At 71.3% G+C, this 18,472-nt stretch carries 14 protein-coding genes; 5 read left to right on the top strand and 9 right to left on the bottom strand.

Features of this window, described 5'->3' with window-relative positions:
• Positions 1-6: 6 nt before the first annotated feature.
• Complete coding sequence (locus OG432_RS08090) at positions 7-1,059, bottom strand: substrate-binding domain-containing protein (RefSeq protein ID WP_328309182.1); 1,053 nt, start codon at positions 1,057-1,059, stop codon at positions 7-9.
• 245 nt (positions 1,060-1,304) lie between these two features.
• Between OG432_RS08090 and OG432_RS08085 the strand changes: the two genes are divergently transcribed.
• The 5 genes from OG432_RS08085 (at position 1,305) to OG432_RS08065 (ending at position 7,360) form a co-directional block, all read left to right on the top strand.
• A complete protein-coding gene (locus OG432_RS08085; protein WP_328309179.1) occupies positions 1,305-3,719 on the top strand; it encodes a polysaccharide lyase 8 family protein in 2,415 nt (804 codons plus the stop codon).
• A gap of 232 nt (positions 3,720-3,951) precedes the next feature.
• Positions 3,952-5,535, top strand: coding sequence for an acyl-CoA carboxylase subunit beta (locus OG432_RS08080; protein WP_328309177.1), 1,584 nt, complete (start codon positions 3,952-3,954; stop codon positions 5,533-5,535).
• A gap of 53 nt (positions 5,536-5,588) precedes the next feature.
• Positions 5,589-5,804, top strand: coding sequence for an acyl-CoA carboxylase subunit epsilon (locus OG432_RS08075; RefSeq protein ID WP_328309175.1), 216 nt, complete (start codon positions 5,589-5,591; stop codon positions 5,802-5,804).
• Positions 5,805-5,940: 136 nt separating this feature from the next.
• Positions 5,941-6,537: a TetR/AcrR family transcriptional regulator gene (locus OG432_RS08070; protein ID WP_328309173.1), complete on the top strand. Its 597-nt coding sequence runs from the start codon at positions 5,941-5,943 to the stop codon at positions 6,535-6,537.
• Positions 6,530-7,360, top strand: coding sequence for an alpha/beta fold hydrolase (locus tag OG432_RS08065; RefSeq protein ID WP_328309171.1), 831 nt, complete (start codon positions 6,530-6,532; stop codon positions 7,358-7,360). Before OG432_RS08070 ends, OG432_RS08065 begins: the two co-directional genes overlap by 8 nt.
• A 230-nt stretch (positions 7,361-7,590) precedes the next feature.
• On the opposite strand, the gene OG432_RS08060 is transcribed toward OG432_RS08065, so the two are convergent.
• The 8 genes from OG432_RS08060 to OG432_RS08025 form a co-directional block, all read right to left on the bottom strand.
• Positions 7,591-8,172, bottom strand: coding sequence for a GTP-binding protein (locus OG432_RS08060; protein ID WP_100577617.1), 582 nt, complete (start codon positions 8,170-8,172; stop codon positions 7,591-7,593).
• Positions 8,153-8,740, bottom strand: a complete 588-nt coding sequence (locus tag OG432_RS08055) for a DUF742 domain-containing protein (protein WP_328309168.1) — start codon at positions 8,738-8,740, stop codon at positions 8,153-8,155. Before OG432_RS08055 ends, OG432_RS08060 begins: the two co-directional genes overlap by 20 nt.
• 111 nt (positions 8,741-8,851) lie before the next feature.
• Entirely contained in the window at positions 8,852-9,265 is a 414-nt protein-coding gene (locus OG432_RS08050; protein WP_053725133.1) for a roadblock/LC7 domain-containing protein, read from the bottom strand.
• Positions 9,266-9,275: 10 nt separating this feature from the next.
• Positions 9,276-12,506: a sensor histidine kinase gene (locus OG432_RS08045; protein ID WP_328309166.1), complete on the bottom strand. Its 3,231-nt coding sequence runs from the start codon at positions 12,504-12,506 to the stop codon at positions 9,276-9,278.
• Positions 12,507-12,874: 368 nt separating this feature from the next.
• The gene (locus OG432_RS08040) at positions 12,875-13,456 is read right to left on the bottom strand and encodes a GTP-binding protein (protein ID WP_100577621.1); all 582 of its coding nucleotides are present in this window, start codon (positions 13,454-13,456) and stop codon (positions 12,875-12,877) included.
• Positions 13,437-13,844: a DUF742 domain-containing protein gene (locus OG432_RS08035; protein WP_189968088.1), complete on the bottom strand. Its 408-nt coding sequence runs from the start codon at positions 13,842-13,844 to the stop codon at positions 13,437-13,439. Before OG432_RS08035 ends, OG432_RS08040 begins: the two co-directional genes overlap by 20 nt.
• A gap of 179 nt (positions 13,845-14,023) precedes the next feature.
• Entirely contained in the window at positions 14,024-14,437 is a 414-nt protein-coding gene (locus tag OG432_RS08030) for a roadblock/LC7 domain-containing protein (RefSeq protein WP_100577622.1), read from the bottom strand.
• Between the two features lie 9 nt (positions 14,438-14,446).
• Entirely contained in the window at positions 14,447-18,346 is a 3,900-nt protein-coding gene (locus tag OG432_RS08025; protein ID WP_328309159.1) for a sensor histidine kinase, read from the bottom strand.
• Positions 18,347-18,472: the final 126 nt, after the last annotated feature.

Raw genomic sequence — 18,472 nt, 5'->3', positions numbered from 1 at the left:
GCACCCTCACGCGCTGGACGCGCGGATCTTCAACTCGGGGAGGATCGAGAGGTGATGGCGCGCCCGGGGCGGGTCGGCGAGCCGCAGCGCCAGCATGTCCACCGCCGCGACGCCCACCGCCCGCTTCGGCGGCGCGACAGCCGTCAGCGGGATGTCCGCGAGCGCGGCGACCTCGTCGTCGTACGCCACGATCGCGAGGTCACCCGGCACGGACAGGCCCCGTGCCCGCAGCCGGGGCAGCAGCACGATCGCGTCGTGGTCGTTGTGGACCAGGACCGCGTCGAGCAGCCCAGCCTCCACCGCCCCGGTGAACTCGTCGAGTTGGGCGTCCCGCCGCAGCGGGTCGGCCTCCGGCGCCGTGATCGTGAAGCGCAGCGAATCCGGCGCCGGGAGCCCGAGCGAGGCGAGCCCGCCGAGGTAGCCCTCCTGAACGAGCGCGCTGTGCGGGCTGTCCGCGCGAAGGAGCAGCCCGATCCGCCCGCGCCCCGACCCGGCGAGGTGACGGACGGCGAGGCGCGCACCGTAGGCGTGATCGGTCACCACCCGCTCCGCGCCCGGCACGTCGTCCCCGGAACGCCGCTCCACCAGGACGAACGGCACGCCGAGCGCCGCGAGCCAGTCCTGGTCGCCGGGCGGCCCGCACGGCGCGATGAGCAGACCGTCGATGCCGTGGGACAGCAACTGCCGTACCTGCGCCCGCTCTTCCTCGGGCCGGTACTGCGAGATGCCGAGCACCAGCCGGATGCCCCGGGCGGCCGCCGCCTCCCGCGCGCCCTTGATGACCTCGGGGTAGTAGTAGTCGGCCGCCGGGACGACGAGACCGAAGACCAAGGGCGCGCCACTCGGCGCGGGGGAGGGCGGCGCGGGAGCCGGCGCCGACTCGGGGAGCAGCGCCCCGCCGTGCACCCGGGCCACCAGACCGCGCTCGGCGAGCGCCTCCACGTCCCGGCGCACGGTGACCGCGGACACCTTCAACTCCTCGGCGAAATCGGTCACTCGCAGCGAGCCGCGCTCCCGCAGTCGCCGCAGTATCGCCTGGTGTCTGTCCTCGGCATGCACGTGGTTCCGCCCCTCCCCATCGGCTTGCGCCGACCGCCGTCAACCGCTGACCAGGAGCGTAACCCCCGTTAGATCGTTCGTGCACGATTCTGTGCGAACGATCAATTTCCCTGATGAATGTGCGAAGTATTGCGCGTTCTTTCGATGTCATGAGAGAAACCGCTCAATCGCGCCGCGCTCGTCCCGGGCCCCGTGCCCGCCCCGTGCCCCTCCTCGTTCGCTCACGCTCCGGAGGTCCCGCCACCATGCCATCCCCCTCGGGCAGTTCACGCCGTACCTTCCTCGCCGCTTCCGGCACCGGCGCCGCCGCCGTCGCGCTCGGTCTGACCCTGCCCGCGGGGCCGGCGACGGCGGCTCCCCACGCCGGGACCGCACAGCCCCAACCCGCTCCGGCGGCCGACGAGTTCGACACCCTGCGCCTGAGGTGGCGCGACCTGACGCTCGGCACCGGCTTCGACGCGACGGCCGAGCCCTACGCCACCAAGCTCGCCGCGCTCGGCACGTCCGCCCGCACCGCGCTCGCCGCCATGGCCCCGGCGACCGGATCCCTCTGGCCCGACCAGCCGCTCACCGACCCCGCCACCGGCTCCGCCAACATGAGCGCGAGCTACACCCGGCTCAACACCATGGCGCAGGCCTGGGCCCAGCCCGGCACGGGATCCACCGGCGACACCGCGCTGATCACCGCCGTCGGCAAGGGCCTCGACCACCTCTACACGCGGATCTACAACGAGAACACCAAGACCTTCGGCAACTGGTGGGACTGGCAGATCGGCAGCTCCCGGCTCCTCCTCGACACCGCCGTCATCGCGTACGACACCCTGAACGCCACGCAGATCGGCCACTACACCGCCGCCATCGACCATTTCGTGCCGGACAGCGCCGTCGCCGTCTACACCGGTACCTCCACCGGCGCCAACCGCACCGACCTGTGCCGGGTGCTCGCCACCCGCGGAGTCCTCGGCAAGAACGCCGCGAAGATCGCCCTGGCCCGCGACGCCCTCTCGCCCGTCTTCCCCTATGTCACCGCCGGCGACGGCCTCTACGCCGACGGATCGTTCGTCCAGCACACCTGGATCGCCTACACCGGCTCGTACGGCGAGGTGCAGATCGACGGCCTGTCCCGGCTCTTCGCGCTGCTCGCCGGCTCCACCTGGGCCGTCACCGACCCGAACCGGCAGATCATCCTCGACTCCGTCGAGCGCAGCTACGCCCCCTTCATCCACGACGGCCTGATGATGGACTGCGTCAACGGCCGCGCCGTTTCCCGCCAGACCACCGACGACCAGCTCATGGGCCGCACGATCATGGCCCACATCGCCATGCTCGCGCTGGGCGCCGCGCCCGCCGAACGCGACCGCTGGCGCGCCCTGATCAAGGGATGGACCGACCGCGCCCCGGCCGTCCCCGTCCTCACCGACCAGCGCCTGTCCGTCGCCAACCTCGCCCTGCTGCGCGCCGCCGTGGACGCCGCGCCCGCCGCGGCCCCCGCCCCCACCGGGCCCCGTCTCTTCCCCGCCATGGACCGCGCCGTGCACCGCGGCACCCGCTTCGCCGCGTCCCTGAGCATGTCCTCGAACCGGATCGCGTACTACGAGAACGGCAACGGCGAGAACCTCCGCGGCTGGCACACCGGTTCCGGCATGCTCGCCTGGTGGGGCGAGGGCTTCGCGGGCGATCAGTACAGCGACGGCTTCTGGCCCACGGCCGACCCGTACCGCATGCCCGGCACCACCGTCTCGCGCAAGCCCCTCACGGACGGCGAGGGCGGCGCGTGGGGCGCGGCCCGGCCCGCCGTCACCTGGGTGGGCGGCGCCACCGACGGAACGTACGCGGCCGTCGGCCAGCACCTCAAAGGGCTCTCCTCCACCCTCGCGGCCCGCAAGTCCTGGTTCTTCGTGGGGGACGAGATCGTCTGCCTCGGCGCCGGCATCACGGCGAGCGACAAGGAGCCCGTCGAGACCGTCGTCGACCACCGCAACCTCGGCGCCACCGGCACCAACGCCCTCACCGTCGACGGCCGGCGGCTGCCCGCCACCCTCGGCCGGCACGACACCTTCCCCCGCGCCCGCTGGGCGCACATCGCGGGCCACGCCGGCTACGTCTTCCCCGGCGGCGCCCCCGTCCAGGCGCTGCGCGAGGAACGCACCGACACCTGGAAGGCGATCAACACCGGCGGCACCGCCGACCCGGTCACCCGTCGCTACCTCACCCTCTGGTTCGACCACGGCACCGATCCGGCCGGCGCCTCGTACGCCTACGTCCTGCTGCCCGGCGCCCGCCAGTTGGAGACGGCGGTCCGCGCCGCCGACCCCGGCAAGGTGCGCGTCCTCGCCAACTCCCCGTCCGTACAGTCCATTTCGGCCCAGCGACTCGGACTTCTCGCCGCCAACTTCTGGGCGGCGGGTACGGTCGGTGGCCTGGCCGCCGACGGTCCGGCGAGCGTCCTGGTGCGCACCACGCGGACCACGGCGACCCTGTCGCTGGCCGCGCCCGAACGCACCGGCGCCGCGATCGAGCTGACCTGGGACCGGCCGGTACGCTCGGTGACCACGCGGGACCCGCGGATCGAGGTCCTCGCCACCGGCCGCTCGCTGCGGCTGCGCATCACCCCGGACGCCGCCTGCGGCACGGTGCGGGCCGATGTCACGCTCGGCTGACCCGCGGCTGATGCGAAGCTGACAGAAGACGGACGCCGAGCTGACGTCCGGCTGACGCACCGCTGACAATCAGGCTCATCGGCGTTGTTGAGACCCAACAAATCTCAGGGCCCCTGCGCTGTTCGGTCGGCCGCTCGGCGCAGGTCTACTGTCAGCCCCCACTAGGAAAGCGGTCCCGAGACTGTTCGGAGTCGACGGAGGAAATCCTTGTCCCTTTTCGTAGGGTCGATACATGACCGTTGTGGACGAGACCCCGGGTGAGCCGAGCGATACGCGTGGACGCGTGGCGGAACTTCTCGCGTTGCGCGAGGAGGCGCGTCGCGGGCCGAGTGAGCGTGCGACCGAGGCCCAGCACGCGAAGGGCAAGCTGACCGCCCGCGAGCGCATCGACCTGCTGCTCGACCCCGACTCGTTCCACGAGGTCGAGCAGCTGCGCCGGCACCGTGCGGTGGGGTTCGGGCTGGAGGCGAAGAAGCCGTACACCGATGGTGTGGTCACCGGCTGGGGCACGGTGGAGGGCCGTACGGTCTTCGTGTACGCCCACGATTTCCGCATCTTCGGCGGCGCGCTGGGTGAGGCGCATGCCACGAAGATCCACAAGATCATGGACATGGCCATCGCGGCCGGTGCCCCGCTGGTGTCGCTGAACGATGGCGCGGGCGCCCGTATCCAGGAGGGCGTCAGCGCGCTCGCCGGCTACGGCGGCATCTTCCAGCGCAACACGCGGGCCTCGGGTGTGATCCCGCAGATCAGCGTGATGCTCGGCCCGTGCGCCGGCGGCGCGGCGTACTCCCCCGCCCTGACCGACTTCGTCTTCATGGTCCGCGAAACGTCGCAGATGTTCATCACGGGTCCTGACGTGGTGCGGGCGGTGACGGGCGAGGAGATCACCCAGAACGGGCTCGGCGGCGCGGACGTGCACGCGGAGACGTCGGGTGTCGCGCATTTCGCGTACGACGACGAGGAGACGTGCCTCGCGGAGGTGCGCTACCTCATCTCGATGCTCCCGTCGAACAACCGGGAGAACCCGCCGGTCCACACCAGCGACGACCCCGCCGACCGCCGCTCCGAGATCCTCCTGGACCTGGTGCCGGCGGACGGGAACCGGCCGTACGACATGCACAAGGTGATCGAGGAGCTCGTCGACGACGGCGACTTCCTCGAGGTGCACGAGCGCTGGGCGCGGAACATCATCTGCGCGCTGGCCCGCCTGGACGGACAGGTCGTCGGCATCGTCGCCAACCAGCCGCAGTCGCTGGCCGGTGTGCTGGACATCGAGGCGTCGGAGAAGGCGGCTCGCTTCGTGCAGATGTGCGATGCGTTCAACATCCCGATCGTCACCCTGTTGGACGTCCCCGGCTTCCTGCCCGGCGTCTCGCAGGAGCACGGTGGGATCATCCGCCACGGCGCGAAGCTCCTGTACGCGTACTGCAACGCCACGGTGCCCCGCATCTCGCTGATCCTGCGCAAGGCCTACGGCGGCGCGTACATCGTCATGGACTCCCAGTCCATCGGCGCGGACCTCACCTACGCGTGGCCCACCAACGAGATCGCGGTGATGGGCGCGGAAGGCGCGGCCAACGTCATCTTCCGCCGTCAGATCGCGGATGCCGAGGATCCGGAGGCGATGCGGGCGCGGATGGTCAAGGAGTACAAGGCCGAACTGATGCACCCGTACTACGCGGCCGAGCGGGGCCTGGTCGACGACGTGATCGACCCGGCCGAGACACGGGCCGTGCTGATCGCCTCCCTCGCGATGCTCAAGTCCAAGCACGCCGACCTGCCCTCCCGCAAGCACGGCAACCCGCCTCAGTAAGCCTCAGCACAAGCCTCAGCAAGCCTCAGAAGCTTCAGTAAGAGGAGACGAACGTGACCGCCACACCCCATGCCAAGTCCTCCGAGTCCCTGCTCCGCGTGGAGAAGGGTGACGCCGCTCCCGAGGAGCTCGCCGCGATCACCGCGGTGCTGCTCGCCCGCGCCGCGTCCCAGCCCGCCGCCGCCCCCAAGCGCGGCCGTTCCACCGCCGGCTGGCGGCGCCTGGAGCGCACCCCCGGATTCCGCGCGCCCCACTCCTGGCAGGGCTGACCCCCTCCGTCACCTCGCCGCACCGACAAGCCCCCGACCTGTGGTCGGGGGTTTTTCGCTGTCCGCGACGCGAAAAGCTGGCTATATTAGGCTGCAACCTAGGGGGTCTAGGTTCCAGTGAATCCGGGGTGTGCGCATGGTGCGAGCGGGACTGACGGCGGAGCGGCTCGCCGCGGCCGGCGCCGAGCTGGCGGACGAGGCGGGATATGCGGGCATCACCGTGTCCGCGCTCGCCCGGCGCTTCGGCGTCAAGGACGCGAGCCTGTACTCGCACATCGCGAACGTCCGGGAGCTGCGCCAGCGGGTCACGCTGTACGCGGCCGGCGAGTTCATCGACTCCATCGCGGCGGCCGTCGCGGGCCGGGCGGGCAAGGAGGCCCTGGTCGCCTTCGCCGACGCCTACCGCGCGTACGCGCTGGCCCATCCCGGCCGGTACGCCGCCACGCAGCACCAGGTCGACCCCGGGCTGCTCGCCGGCTCGACGGTCATGGCGCGCACGGTGGACACCACGTACGGGATGCTCCGCGCCTACGGCCTCACCGAGCCGGACCTCACCGACGCCGTACGCCTCCTGCGCAGCACCTTCCACGGCTACATCACGCTCGAGGCGGAAGGCGGCTTCGGTCACCCGCGCGAGGTGCAGAGGTCGTGGGAGCGCGGGGTCCAGGCGCTGCACATCCTCCTGGAGCACTGGCCCAGAAGCGAAGAAGAGGGGGACGGACACCATGGCTGAACCGACCGTCGGCACCCTGGAGGTGCCCGGCGCGACGCTGCGCTACGAGGTGCGCGGCGCCGGGCCCGTGCTGCTGCTCATCGTGGGCGGGGGCGGGGACGCCGGGATCTTCGAACCGGTCGCCGACGCGCTCGCCGACCGGTACACGGTGGTGACCTACGACCCGCGCGGCCATTCCCGCAGCCCGCTCGACGGGGCCGACGTGGACCAGCGCGTCGGGACACAGGCCGACGACGCGTACCGGCTGCTCGAACGGGTCGCGCCCGACGGGGCGCCGGCGTACGTCTTCGGGACGAGTTCCGGGGCGATCGTCGCGGTGGAGCTGCTCACACGCCACCCCGAGCGGCTGGCCCGTGTGGTCGCGCACGAGCCCGTGCTGGTCTCGCTGCTGCCCGACGCGGCCGAGCAACACGCCTTTTTCGGCCACGTGGTGGCGACCTTCCACCGGGCGGGGGTGGATGCGGCGATGGCCGAAATGAGTGCGGGGTGCGGGGAGGAGCGCGGGGAGAAGCCGGATCTTTCCGGATTGTCGCCGCGGATGCGGGCCACGCTGGGACGGGTGGGGGAGAACTCGGGGTTCTTCCTGGGCAGGATCCTCCGGCCCTTCAGCGGGCACGCGCCCGATCTGGCCCAACTCGACCTCGTCGCAGGGAAGTTGGTGCCAGCGGTGGGATGGGCGTCGTCCGGGCTGCGCCTGGCCCGGCCGGCGGAGGCGCTGGCGGAGCGGTACGGGGTCGCTCTCGCGGAGTTGCCGGGGGGCCATGTGGGTGTGCTGACGCACCCGGGTGAATTCGCGCTTGGGCTGGGGGAGTTGCTCCGCTGAGTGCGGTGGGGGGAGCGGGGGAGGGGCGGGTTACGTTTCGGGTGCGGGCCGGTGGGGGCCGGCCGCGCAGTTTCCCGCGCCCCCAACCCCGGTGTCGTCTGCGGGCCGTGGCCGCTTCTCGCGCAGTTCCCCGCGCCCCTTACGGGGCTCGGTAGAGGCAACCGATACGGGGTCTGGGGCGGAGCCCCAGGGAGCCCGGCCGTTCGACCCCGCCGCAGGGGTGGGGGGTGTTAGCGGAGTCGGGCCATGAGGGCGTGTTCGACGAGGGTGATGAGGGCGCTTTTGGCGTCGGCGCGGTGGCGTGCGTCGGTGACGATGATGGGGGTGTCGGGGCCGATCTGGAGTGCTTCGCGTACTTCGTCGGGGGTGTAGGGCTGGTGTCCGTCGAAGCCGTTGAGGGCGATGACGAAGGGGAGTCCTGAGTTTTCGAAGTAGTCGACGGCGGGGAAGCAGTCGGCGAGGCGGCGGGTGTCGACGAGGACGACGGCGCCGATGGCGCCGCGGACGAGGTCGTCCCACATGAACCAGAAGCGGTCCTGGCCGGGTGTACCGAAGAGGTACAGGATCAGGTCCTGGTCGAGGGTGATGCGGCCGAAGTCCATGGCGACCGTGGTGGTCGTCTTGTCTCCGGTGTGGGTGAGGTCGTCGATGCCGGCGGAGGCCGAGGTCATGACGGCTTCGGTGCGCAGGGGGTTGATCTCCGAGACCGCGCCGACGAACGTGGTCTTGCCCACGCCGAAGCCGCCCGCCACCACGATCTTCGCCGACGTGGTGGAACGGGCGGCACCGCCGCTAGAGCTTGCGAAGTCCACTGAGCACCCTTTCGAGCAGTGTCACGTCTGGCTGTCCGCCGGCGGACTCGTCGCCGCCCGGCTGGTGGATGGCGACAAGTCCGGCCTCCGCCAGGTCGGCTACGAGGATCCGGGCGACGCCGAGGGGGATGGTGAGGAGTGCCGAGATCTCGGCGACCGACTTGATCTCGCGGCACAGGTGGCAGATCCGCTGGTGCTCGGGCAACTGCCCTTGCAGCCTGGACGGTTCCGCCGTGGTGTGCACCAGCGCCTCGATGGCGAGCTGGTAGCGCGGCCTGGTGCGGCCGCCGGTCATGGCGTACGGGCGCACAAGCGGGTTGTGCGCGCCGCCCGCCGGAGAGGGCTGGGGGGTCTGCCTCGGCTGCACCGGTTCGATCCGGGGCTGCGGCGGCTGGTCGTAAGGGCTGGGCTGACGGTTCGGCTGCCGGTAGGGCTGCTGGTAGTGCCCGCCGCCCTGGCCCTGACCGTGTCTGCCGGACGAGGAAGGGTAGTTGAAGCGGTTCTGGCCGTGCTCACCCGGAGACTGCTGTCCACCGCTGTAGGGGTGCCCGCCTGGGGGTGTTGTCACGTTTCCTCCTCCGACTACCGGTGCCCGTCCCATTGGGGCCGCGCCACCGCACTTTATGGGGCGGTGGCGAGAAACGCACGGCCTGTCTGCTGATTGAGAACTGATCGGTAACTAGTTAAGAAGGCTTCCCTGAAGCTCCGCCCGGAGGTCGGGAGTCAGCACGCTCCCGGCCCGGTCCACGAGCAGCGCCATCTCGTAGCCCACCAGGCCGATGTCGGCCTCGGGGTGGGCGAGAACGGCGAGGGAGGATCCGTCGGAGACCGACATGATGAAGAGGAAGCCGCGCTCCATCTCCACCACCGTCTGGTTGACGGCGCCGCCTTCGAAGATCCGGGAGGCGCCCGCGGTGAGGGACGTCAGACCGGAGGCCACGGCCGCCAGCTGATCGGCCCGGTCCCGGGGGAAGCCTTCGGACATCGCCAGCAGGAGTCCGTCGGCGGAGACCACCACCGTGTGGGACACCCCGGGGGTGTTGTCCACGAAGTTGGTGATCAACCAGTTCAGATTCTGCGCCGCCTGGCTCATCGGGCTCACACTAACGCTCCTGGTTGTAGGTGTTACTTGTGTCCGACCCCGCGTTACGGCCCTGCTGAACGCCGCGTCGCAGGTTGCTCAACCTGCCGCGCACGTCCTCCGGAGCGCGGGAGACCTGAGGGCCGCCCTGCGGGGTCTGCTCGGCCGTGCCCTCGACCAGATTGGCCTTGGGCACCCGCCGGGGGAGACCGGAAGGAGTGACCCCGCCGGCCTTGGGCTCACGGAGCTTCTCGGCCCGCGTCCAGCGCTCGTCGTTGGTCGAACGCCAGTCGTCCGGCGGTCCGTCCGGCGTCTCGCTCCGGTCCGGCCGGCTCTGATCCTGCTGGGGCTCGGCCGGCCAGTCCTGCTGGCTGCCGCGCCTGGGCAGACCGGCGTCGGTCAGCTCGTGGGCGGTGGTCGGGGTGGGGCCCGGACGGTCGAAGCCTACGCGCTCCGCGGTGCCCGCGGGAACGCCCCGGTTCTCCTCGGCGGATTCCGCTTCCGGCTGGAAGGGAGGCGCGTACGGCTCCTGGTAGGCGTTCTCCTGCTGCCATTCGCCTTGCGGCGCCTGGGCGGCGTACGGATCCTCGTAGGAGCCCTGACCGGCCACCTGATCCCGGTAGGAGCCTTCCGCATAGCCGGACTCCCGGTAGCCGTCCTGGGGCGCGTAGGAGTCCTGGGCGTAGGCACCGGTGTGCTCGGGGGCGTACTGCTGGTTCTGGTACGAGCCGTCGTGACCGGGGCTCCGCTGGGGCTCGTAGGAGCCCTCGTAGGGCCGGTCCTGGCCGGCGTACCGCTGGCCGCCGTCGTACGCGCCGTCGTACGCCTGGCTCTGCTGGGGCTCGATCTCGTCCCGGTACAGCGGGCGTTCGCCGCCCTGCGCCTGGGCCTCAAGGGCCGCGCGGCGCTCCTCGCGCACCAACGACCGGTTGACCGGGTCGAGTTCACGCGGGTCGGACGGATCGCCGGTCTCGTAGCGGGAGTCGTCGAAGCCGAGCTCGGCCGCCGTGCGCATCGGCGCGGGGACCGACTCGTACGGCTGCTGTTGCTGTTGCTGCTGCTCGGGAATGATCGAGGAGACCGTGAAGTCGTCGCCCATCGCGCTCTCGCCACCGCCACCGTGGGTGATCGGGTCCGGGAGCATGACGAGCGAGGTGGTGCCGGCCTGCTCGCCCGAGGGGCGCAGCTGGACACGGATGCCGTGCCGGTCGGACAGCCGGCCGACCACGAACAGGCCCATGCGCTGCGAGACGTCGGCGTCCACGGCCGGCGGGTTGGCCAGCCGGTGGTTGATGTCCGCGAAGTCCTCGGCGGTCAGGCCGATGCCCTTGTCGTGGATCTCGATCATCACGCGGCCGTCGGGAAGACGGGTCGCGGTGACGCGGACCTTCGTCTGCGGCGAGGAGAACGTGGTGGCGTTCTCCAGGAGCTCGGCGAGCAGGTGCACGAGGTCGGTCACGGCCCGGCCGTGGATCTCCGCCTCCGGCACGCCCGACAGCTCGATGCGCTCGTAGGACTCCACCTCGGAGGAGGCGGCGCGCAACACGTCGACCAGCGGGACCGGCTGGTCCCAGCGGCGGCCCGGCTCCTCGCCGGCGAGGACCAGCAGGTTCTCGCCGTTGCGGCGCATGCGGGTCGCCAGGTGGTCGAGCTTGAACAGGCTCTCCAGCTGGTCCGGGTCCGCCTCGTTGTTCTCCAGGTCGGTGATGAGGGTCAGCTGGCCCTCGATCAGGGACTGGTTACGGCGCGAGAGGTTGGTGAAGATCGCGTTGACGTTGCCCCGGAGCAGCGCCTGCTCGGCGGCGAGCCGGACGGCCTCGCGGTGCACCTGGTCGAAGGCGCGGGCCACCTCACCGATCTCGTCCGTGGAGTCGATCGGAATCGGCTCGACACGGGTGTCGACCCGGCCGGGTTCGGTGCGCGAGAGCTGGTCGACGAGCATCGGCAGACGCTGTTCGGCCACGTCGAAGGCGGCGCTGCGCAGCCGGCGCATCGAGCGGCTCATCTGGCGGGCCACCATGCCGGCCAGGATGAAGGCGGCGAGCAGGGCGACCACGACGATCGCGCCGTTGATGTACGCGGTGGTCTTGGCGTCGTCGGCGATCTGGCCGGCCTCGGTCACGGCCCGGGTGACCAGGTCGTCCTCGACCTGGCTGTAGCCGTCGAACTTCGAGGTGGAGGCGGCCATCCAGGAATCGGGGGTGATGCCCCGCGCCTTGAGCTGCTTGATGCTCTGCGCGCTCTGCGCCTCGCCGATCGCGGCGGCCATGCCGCCGTAGACCGAACCGTCGGCCGCCGGAGCGGCGCCGATGTGCGGACCGCTGTCCGCCGGCTGCTTGGCGTCGGGGAAGTCCTTGGCGACCTCTTCCGCCTTCTTCGCCATGACCTCCTTCAGCTTCTGGCTGTCGGCGTCCGTGCCACCCGCGTCGAACTCGCCGAGGGCGATGAACTCCAGGTAGTTGTACGAGTTGAACGCCTTGACCTGGAGCTGGAAGGACTTGGGGTCGTCGCTCGGCCGCAGCAGGAGGTGCATGCCGATGGAGCGCTGGAGCGATCCGGCGGACTTGGCGAGGTCGACGGCGTACACCATGCGGCCGTAGCTGGTGATGTTGCCGGTGCCCAGGCCGAGCTCGTTGGAGAACGTGCTCAAGTAATGGGGGACCGCGGTGTAACCCTCTTCGGTCAGCACCGGGTTCTTCGCCTCGACACCCTTGGTGTAGGCGGTCTTGCGCAGGTCGTCGAGGGTCTTCTCGGCCTCACGGACCTTGGCGAGGCGGCGCTTGAGGCTCGGGGTGTCCGGCATGCCCTGGACGGCCTGGTCGAACGAGGCGCGGGCGGCGTCGGAGGCGGCGTACGCCTTGCTGACGACGTCGCTGTCGCGCTTGTTCTCCAGGAGCGGCTGGGCGGTGAGGTCGCGCTCGTTGAGGAGAGCCTGGCCGTAGTCGGAGGCGGCGCGCACGATGGTCGCGACCTTCTCGGCGTTCCGGGCGTCGCGCCAGGTGGCTATGGACCCGTTGACCTCGAAGCCGCCCATGACCAGGCCGACCAGGACGGGGATGAGGAGGATCGCGTTCAGCCGCGTTGCGACGCGCCAGTTGCGCGGCGAGAAGCGGCTGCTGCTGCCCTGGGTGGCGCCCTTGTCCTTGCCGGAATCCTGGGCAGAGGTCTGGGGCGCCGGTGCCGCCGCACGCTGCGGCGGGGTGAAGTTGCCCCGCGCCTGCTGCGTCGCGGAGCTCGTCCTGCTTCGCTTCACTCGACCAACAACCTCTCGGAGCCGGCACCAGGGTGGCGTGCCGTTTGTGTTTCAGAGCCGTACTTCTCGGGGCCGTACTACTCGGGAGTTCGTCGAATTCCAGCACGCGGGACGGTCGCCATCCAAACGTCTGGAATCTCAGGTTCCGAGTGGCCAAGGCCTCAGATAAAACGGGCATAAAGAGCGAGCCCCGCCAAATGACGGGGCTGTCGTGCGCGCAGTGACACCGGATGAACGCGGCGGGTTGCGGTGACACGAGAATTCTCTGTCGAAACGTTATGAACGCAGGGGCGGATCGTGTCAAACGACACAGTCCGCCCCCGTTTCGCCTACGACAACTGCCGTAGGGCACCAGCTACTTGAGTCGGCTACTTGAGTCGGGCCATGAGGGCGTGTTCGACGAGGGTGATGAGGGCGCTTTTGGCGTCGGCGCGGTGGCGTGCGTCGGTGACGATGATGGGGGTGTCGGGGCCGATCTGGAGTGCTTCGCGTACTTCGTCGGGGGTGTAGGGCTGGTGTCCGTCGAAGCCGTTGAGGGCGATGACGAAGGGGAGTCCTGAGTTTTCGAAGTAGTCGACGGCGGGGAAGCAGTCGGCGAGGCGGCGGGTGTCGACGAGGACGACGGCGCCGATGGCGCCGCGGACGAGGTCGTCCCACATGAACCAGAAGCGGTCCTGGCCGGGTGTACCGAAGAGGTACAGGATCAGGTCCTGGTCGAGGGTGATGCGGCCGAAGTCCATGGCGACCGTGGTGGTCGTCTTGTCTCCGGTGTGGGTGAGGTCGTCGATGCCGGCGGAGGCCGAGGTCATGACGGCTTCGGTGCGCAGGGGGTTGATCTCCGAGACCGCGCCGACGAACGTGGTCTTGCCCACGCCGAAGCCGCCCGCCACCACGATCTTCGCCGACGTGGTGGAACGGGCGGCACCGCCGCTAGAGCTTGCGAAGTCCACTGAGCACCCTTTCGAGCAGCGTTACGTCCGGCGTGCCGCCGGTCTCTCCATTGCCCGGCTGGTGGATCGCCACCATGCCGGCCTCCGCCAGGTCGGCCACGAGGATCCGGGCCACGCCCAGCGGCATCTGCAGCAGTGCGGAGACCTCCGCCACCGACTTGACCTCGCGGCACAGGTGGCATATCCGCTGGTGCTCGGGGAGCAAGGTGGCGAGGTGCGCCGGGTCGGCTGTGGTGCTGACCAGCGCCTCGATGGCGAGCTGGTAGCGCGGCCTGGTCCGGCCGCCGGTCATGGCGTACGGACGGACCAGCGGCTGGTCGCCTTCACTGTCGTACGCCGCGTCGTGCAGCGCGCCGTACGAATCGTGTGAGGCGGGTGGCGGGGTCATTGGTTCCTCCGGGCGGGGACAGCAAGGCATCTGCAAGCCGTCTGGCAGGGCCGGTGGGGGGAAGTGGTGCGGCCTGGACGGATGTTCTGCGTCGTGCGGGGCCGGTCCGCGCCGGAGGGGACGGCGCTCGTGGCTCCCGACCCCCGGCCTCGCGAGCGGCTCGGCCGGGGGATTTGCGGTCAGTGGAGCAGGCTGCCCTGGAGCTCGGCGCGCAGGTCCGGCGTGAGGACGCTGCCCGCGCGGTCGACCAGGAGGGCCATCTCGTAGCCCACCAGGCCGATGTCGCACTCCGGGTGCGCCAGCACGGCGAGGGAGGAACCGTCGGACACGGACATCAGGAAGAGGAAGCCGCGCTCCATCTCCACCACGGTCTGGGCGACGCTGCCACCCTCGAAGATCCGGGAGGCCCCGGCGGTCAGCGAGGTCAGACCGGACGCCACGGCGGCCAGCTGGTCGGCGCGGTCGCGCGGGAAACCTTCGGACATGGCGAGGAGCAGGCCGTCGGCGGAGACCACCACCGTGTGGGACACCCCTGGGGTGTTGTCCACAAAGTTGGTGATCAACCAGTTCAGGTTCTGTGCCGCCTGGCTCATCGGACTCAACTAACGCTCCTGCTGGTGAGTGGGGTCCACATGGAAGCTGCCGGTGGAGCCGTTGTTGGCCTGCCGGCCCTGCTGGATGCCCCGGCGGAGATTGGTCAGCCGGCCGCGCACGTCGTCGGGCGCCCGGGAGACCTGGGGTCCTGCCTGGTGGTTCTGCTGCTGTGCGGTGCCCGGCACCAGGTTGGCGCGCGGGACCCGCTTGGGAAGACCGGACGTGGTGACGCCGCCGGCGGCGGGCTTGCGGGCCCGCTCCGCCTGGCGCACCAGATCGTCGTTGGGCGAACTGCGCCAGGCACCGGTGCCGTTGGAACCGGCGTCCCCTGAGCCGTTCGAGCCGTTCGAGCTGTTCGTGGCGCCCGTCTCGCGGACCGGGCGGCGCTCGGGCAGCGGCTGCTGCGGGGCGTCGCCCCGGCCCTGGGGGGCCTGCGGCTGCGGAGCCTGGGGCGCCTGCGCGTCGGGCTGCTGGGACGGGCCGCCCTGCTGACCCGGCTGCTGCTGGAACCAGTTGGTCTCCAGCGTGTCGTACAGCGGGGTGCGCCCGTCACCGGCACCCGCCGGCGGCAGGGCCCAGCCGTCGCTCGGCCTGCGTGCCTCGTCGGGCCGCTGCGCGCCGCCGTCCTCGGGACGCGACTGCGCGGGCAGGTTCGGGTCGGGCCGGCGCGGAACACCGAAGTCGTTGCCGTCGCGGCGCTGACGCGGGGCACCCTGGCCGAAGTCCTGGCCCTGCTGGGGCGCCTGGGGCTGGTACTGCTGCGGCTGGACCGGCTGCGGCGCGGGCGGCCGCGGCGCGTTGAAGTCCGGCCGGGCGAACCCGGACGTGGCCGCCGGGCCCTGACGGTCGTCGCCCGAGGGACGCCCGTACTGGCCGCTGTCGCCGCCCAGGCCGGGCCGCGGGTACGCACCGGTGTTGGAGGGGTCCTGGTCGGGACGCCCGTAACCACCGGTGTTCGCGCCGTCCTGGCCGGGCCGCTCGAACGAGCCCGTGTGCGACGGGTCCTGGCCGGGGCGCGCGTACGAGCCGGTGTCCGACGACTGGCCGCCGTAGCCGTTGTAGGAGCCGGGGCGCTCGAACTGTCCGGTCGCCGAGGGGTCCTGCGCGGCGGGCGCGCCGAACACGTCGGGACGTACGAACTGACCGGTGCCGGACGCCTGGTCCTGCTGCGAGCCCGGCGGGGGCCCGTCGAAGTCGGGGCGGGCGAACTCGGCGGTCGCGGCCGGACCCTGGCGGTCGTCGAGCGCGGGACGCGGGTACTGGCCGGTGTGCTGCTCCGGCTCCTCGTGGCCGCGCGGAGCGTCGAGCGCCGACGGGTCGTTGCCCCAGCTCGCGGCCTGCGGCCGGGGCTGCTGGGTCAGGGGGTTGGTGCCGCCGCCGGGCAGTTCGGCGCGCGGGGCGCCGGGCGGCGGGGTGAGGGGACGGTCACCGCGACGGGGGGCCGCCGGGGCGCTGCCGAAGGCGTTCTGCTGGCCCTGCTGCTGCGGCGCCTGACCCTGCTGAGGACCGCCGCCTCGCGGCGGCAGCGCGGCGCGCGGCTCCTGGCCGCCGGTGACCTGGCCGCGCGGCGCACCCGCGCCGAGCCGGCCGCCGGATCCGGCGGGACCGCTGCCGAGCGGACCCGCGGCGAGCCCGGCACGGGAGGGCGGACCGCCCGCGAGTCCGGGACGGCCGCTCTGGCCGGCCGGGGCCTGAGGCTGCTGGCCACCCGCCTTGCCGGGCACCTTCTTGCCGCCCTGGGCGACATCGACGGGCAGCATGACCAGCGCGGTCGTACCGCCGGAGTCCGACGGGCGCAGCTGGATGCGGATGCCGTGGCGCAGGGACAGGCGGCCGACCACGAACAGACCCATGCGGCGCGAGACCGAGACGTCCACGGTGGGCGGCGACGCGAGCCGCTCGTTGATCGCGGCGAGGTCCTCGGGGGAGAGGCCGATGCCGGTGTCGTGGATCTCGACCAGGACGCGGCCGTCGGGCAGCGCGTGACCGGTGACGCGGACCTTGGTCTGCGGCGAGGAGAACGAGGTCGCGTTCTCCAGGAGCTCGGCGAGCAGGTGCACGAGGTCGTTGACCACGCGTCCGGCGACCTCGGTCGCGGGCACGGCGGCCAGCTCGATGCGCTCGTACTGCTCCACCTCGGACGCGGCGGCGCGGAGCACGTCGACCAGCGGGACCGGGCGGGTCCAGCGGCGGCCCGGCTCCTCGCCGGCGAGGACGAGGAGGTTTTCGCCGTTACGGCGCATACGGGTCGCGAGGTGGTCGAGCTTGAAGAGCGAGGACAGCTGGTCCGGGTCGGCCTCGCGGGACTCCAGCTCCGAGATGAGCGAGAGCTGACGCTGGATCAGACCCTGGGAGCGGCGCGAGAGGTTGGTGAACATCGCGTTGACGTTGCCCCGGAGGAGCGCCTGCTCGGCGGCGAGTCGCACGGCCTCGCGGTGCACGTCGTCGAAGGCCGCGGCCACCTGGCCGATCTCGTCGCGCGAGTGCACGCCGACCGACTCCACCGAGGTGTCGACGTCCTGCGGGTCCGACTCCGAGAGCTGCTTGACGAGCTCGGGCAGGCGGTCCTGGGCGACCCGGGTCGCGGTGTCCTGGAGGCGGCGCAGCGAACGGATCATGGAGCGGGCCACGACGAACGCGCCGACCAGCGAGACGCCGAGCACGACGAGGATCAGCACACCGTTGAGGATCGCGTCGCGCTGCGAGGAGTCGCGCAGCTCGCGCGCCTTCTGCTCCATCTCACCGAGCAGGGTCTGCTCGATGGTCTTCATCTGATTGATCTTGTTGGAGTCCTGGTCGTACCAGTCGAGGTACGAGCGCCGCTGCTCCTGGCCGATGCCGCCGGTGCTCTTGAGCACGTGCTGCGAGTACGCGTTGGCGGCGGTGATCTCCGAGTTGCCCTTGTCCAGCGGCGCCAACAGGTCGGTGGCGTTGCCGCCGTTGGCCTCGTAGACGTTCTGGAACGAGGCGAGGGCCTGGCGCTCGCCGTCCTGGGCGGCCTTGGCGTAGAGGCGGTCGGGCTCCAGCAGGTTGCCCGACTTGTCCTTGGTGGCCGGCAGCGCGGCGGCGATGATCGCGCGCTGCACCGAGGCGTACTCCTTCGCGGAGGAGAACGCCGCGAGCGCACGGGTCCGCTTGATCATCTCCGGGTTGGAGGTGGCCTGCGCCATGTCCTGGGAGAGGGTGAGCAGACCGCTGATGAGACGGCTGTAGGACTCGACCGTCTGGGAGTCGGTGGAGCCGTCCTTGTACGCGGTCTGGCGGATGCTCTTGAGGTCCTGGAGCTGGATCGCGATGTTGGTGACGTTGCGCCGGATCGACTCCAGCGCGTCGTCGTTCTCCGCGCCGCTGACGTCCTGGGTCTGCTTGATGAACGCCTTCTGGACGAGGTCCGTGGCGGCCCGGTCGGTCTGCACGCGGGCGTCGGACGTGCCCGTGGAGAGCGGGCCCGCCGAGTCGTCGCGCTCGGTCTGGAGCGCGGCGGCGAGCTCCGTCGCCTGCTTGGTCATGTCGGTGAGCAGCTGCATGTGATCGAGCTGCTGCATGTCGTTCATCGACTGGTTGATGCGCAGCCCGCCCAGGGTGGTCGCGGCGACCACGGGCAGGGCGAGCAGGGCGACGAGTCGCGTCGAGATGCGCCAGTTGCGCAGGGCTATTCGGGAGCCCGTGTCGGTGGGTCCCGTGGGCTTCCGCTCGGCGCCCGGCTGCTCGCCACCGGACGGGCCGGAGGGCCCGCTGGTGCGCGCCGTCTGGCCGTTCGCCTCGCCGGCCGGCGAGGAGGATGGGTTCTCGGGGCCCCGGGGGTTCTGGGCGTGCTGGGGCGAGGAACCGGCCGTCTTGGGGCCAGTCCCACCCTGCGGCTCCTGCTCCGCCGCAGCGCTGCCATCCCTCTTGAAACGTCCCTGCACTAGCGTCGCAACCTCTGGACCAGGCGTCCCTCCGCACAGGCGGATGGGACGGTGTCGGTGTCATGGGGGCACTGCGCGCCCCCTCTGTGGTCTGAGTGACCGGCGCTTGTCCTGCTCCCCCTCCCG

It is taken from the genome of Streptomyces sp. NBC_00442 (assembly GCF_036014195.1).
Taxonomy (GTDB): domain Bacteria; phylum Actinomycetota; class Actinomycetes; order Streptomycetales; family Streptomycetaceae; genus Streptomyces.
Note: the sequence above shows the minus strand (reverse complement) of the source record. Positions and strands in the feature narration are given on the sequence as shown.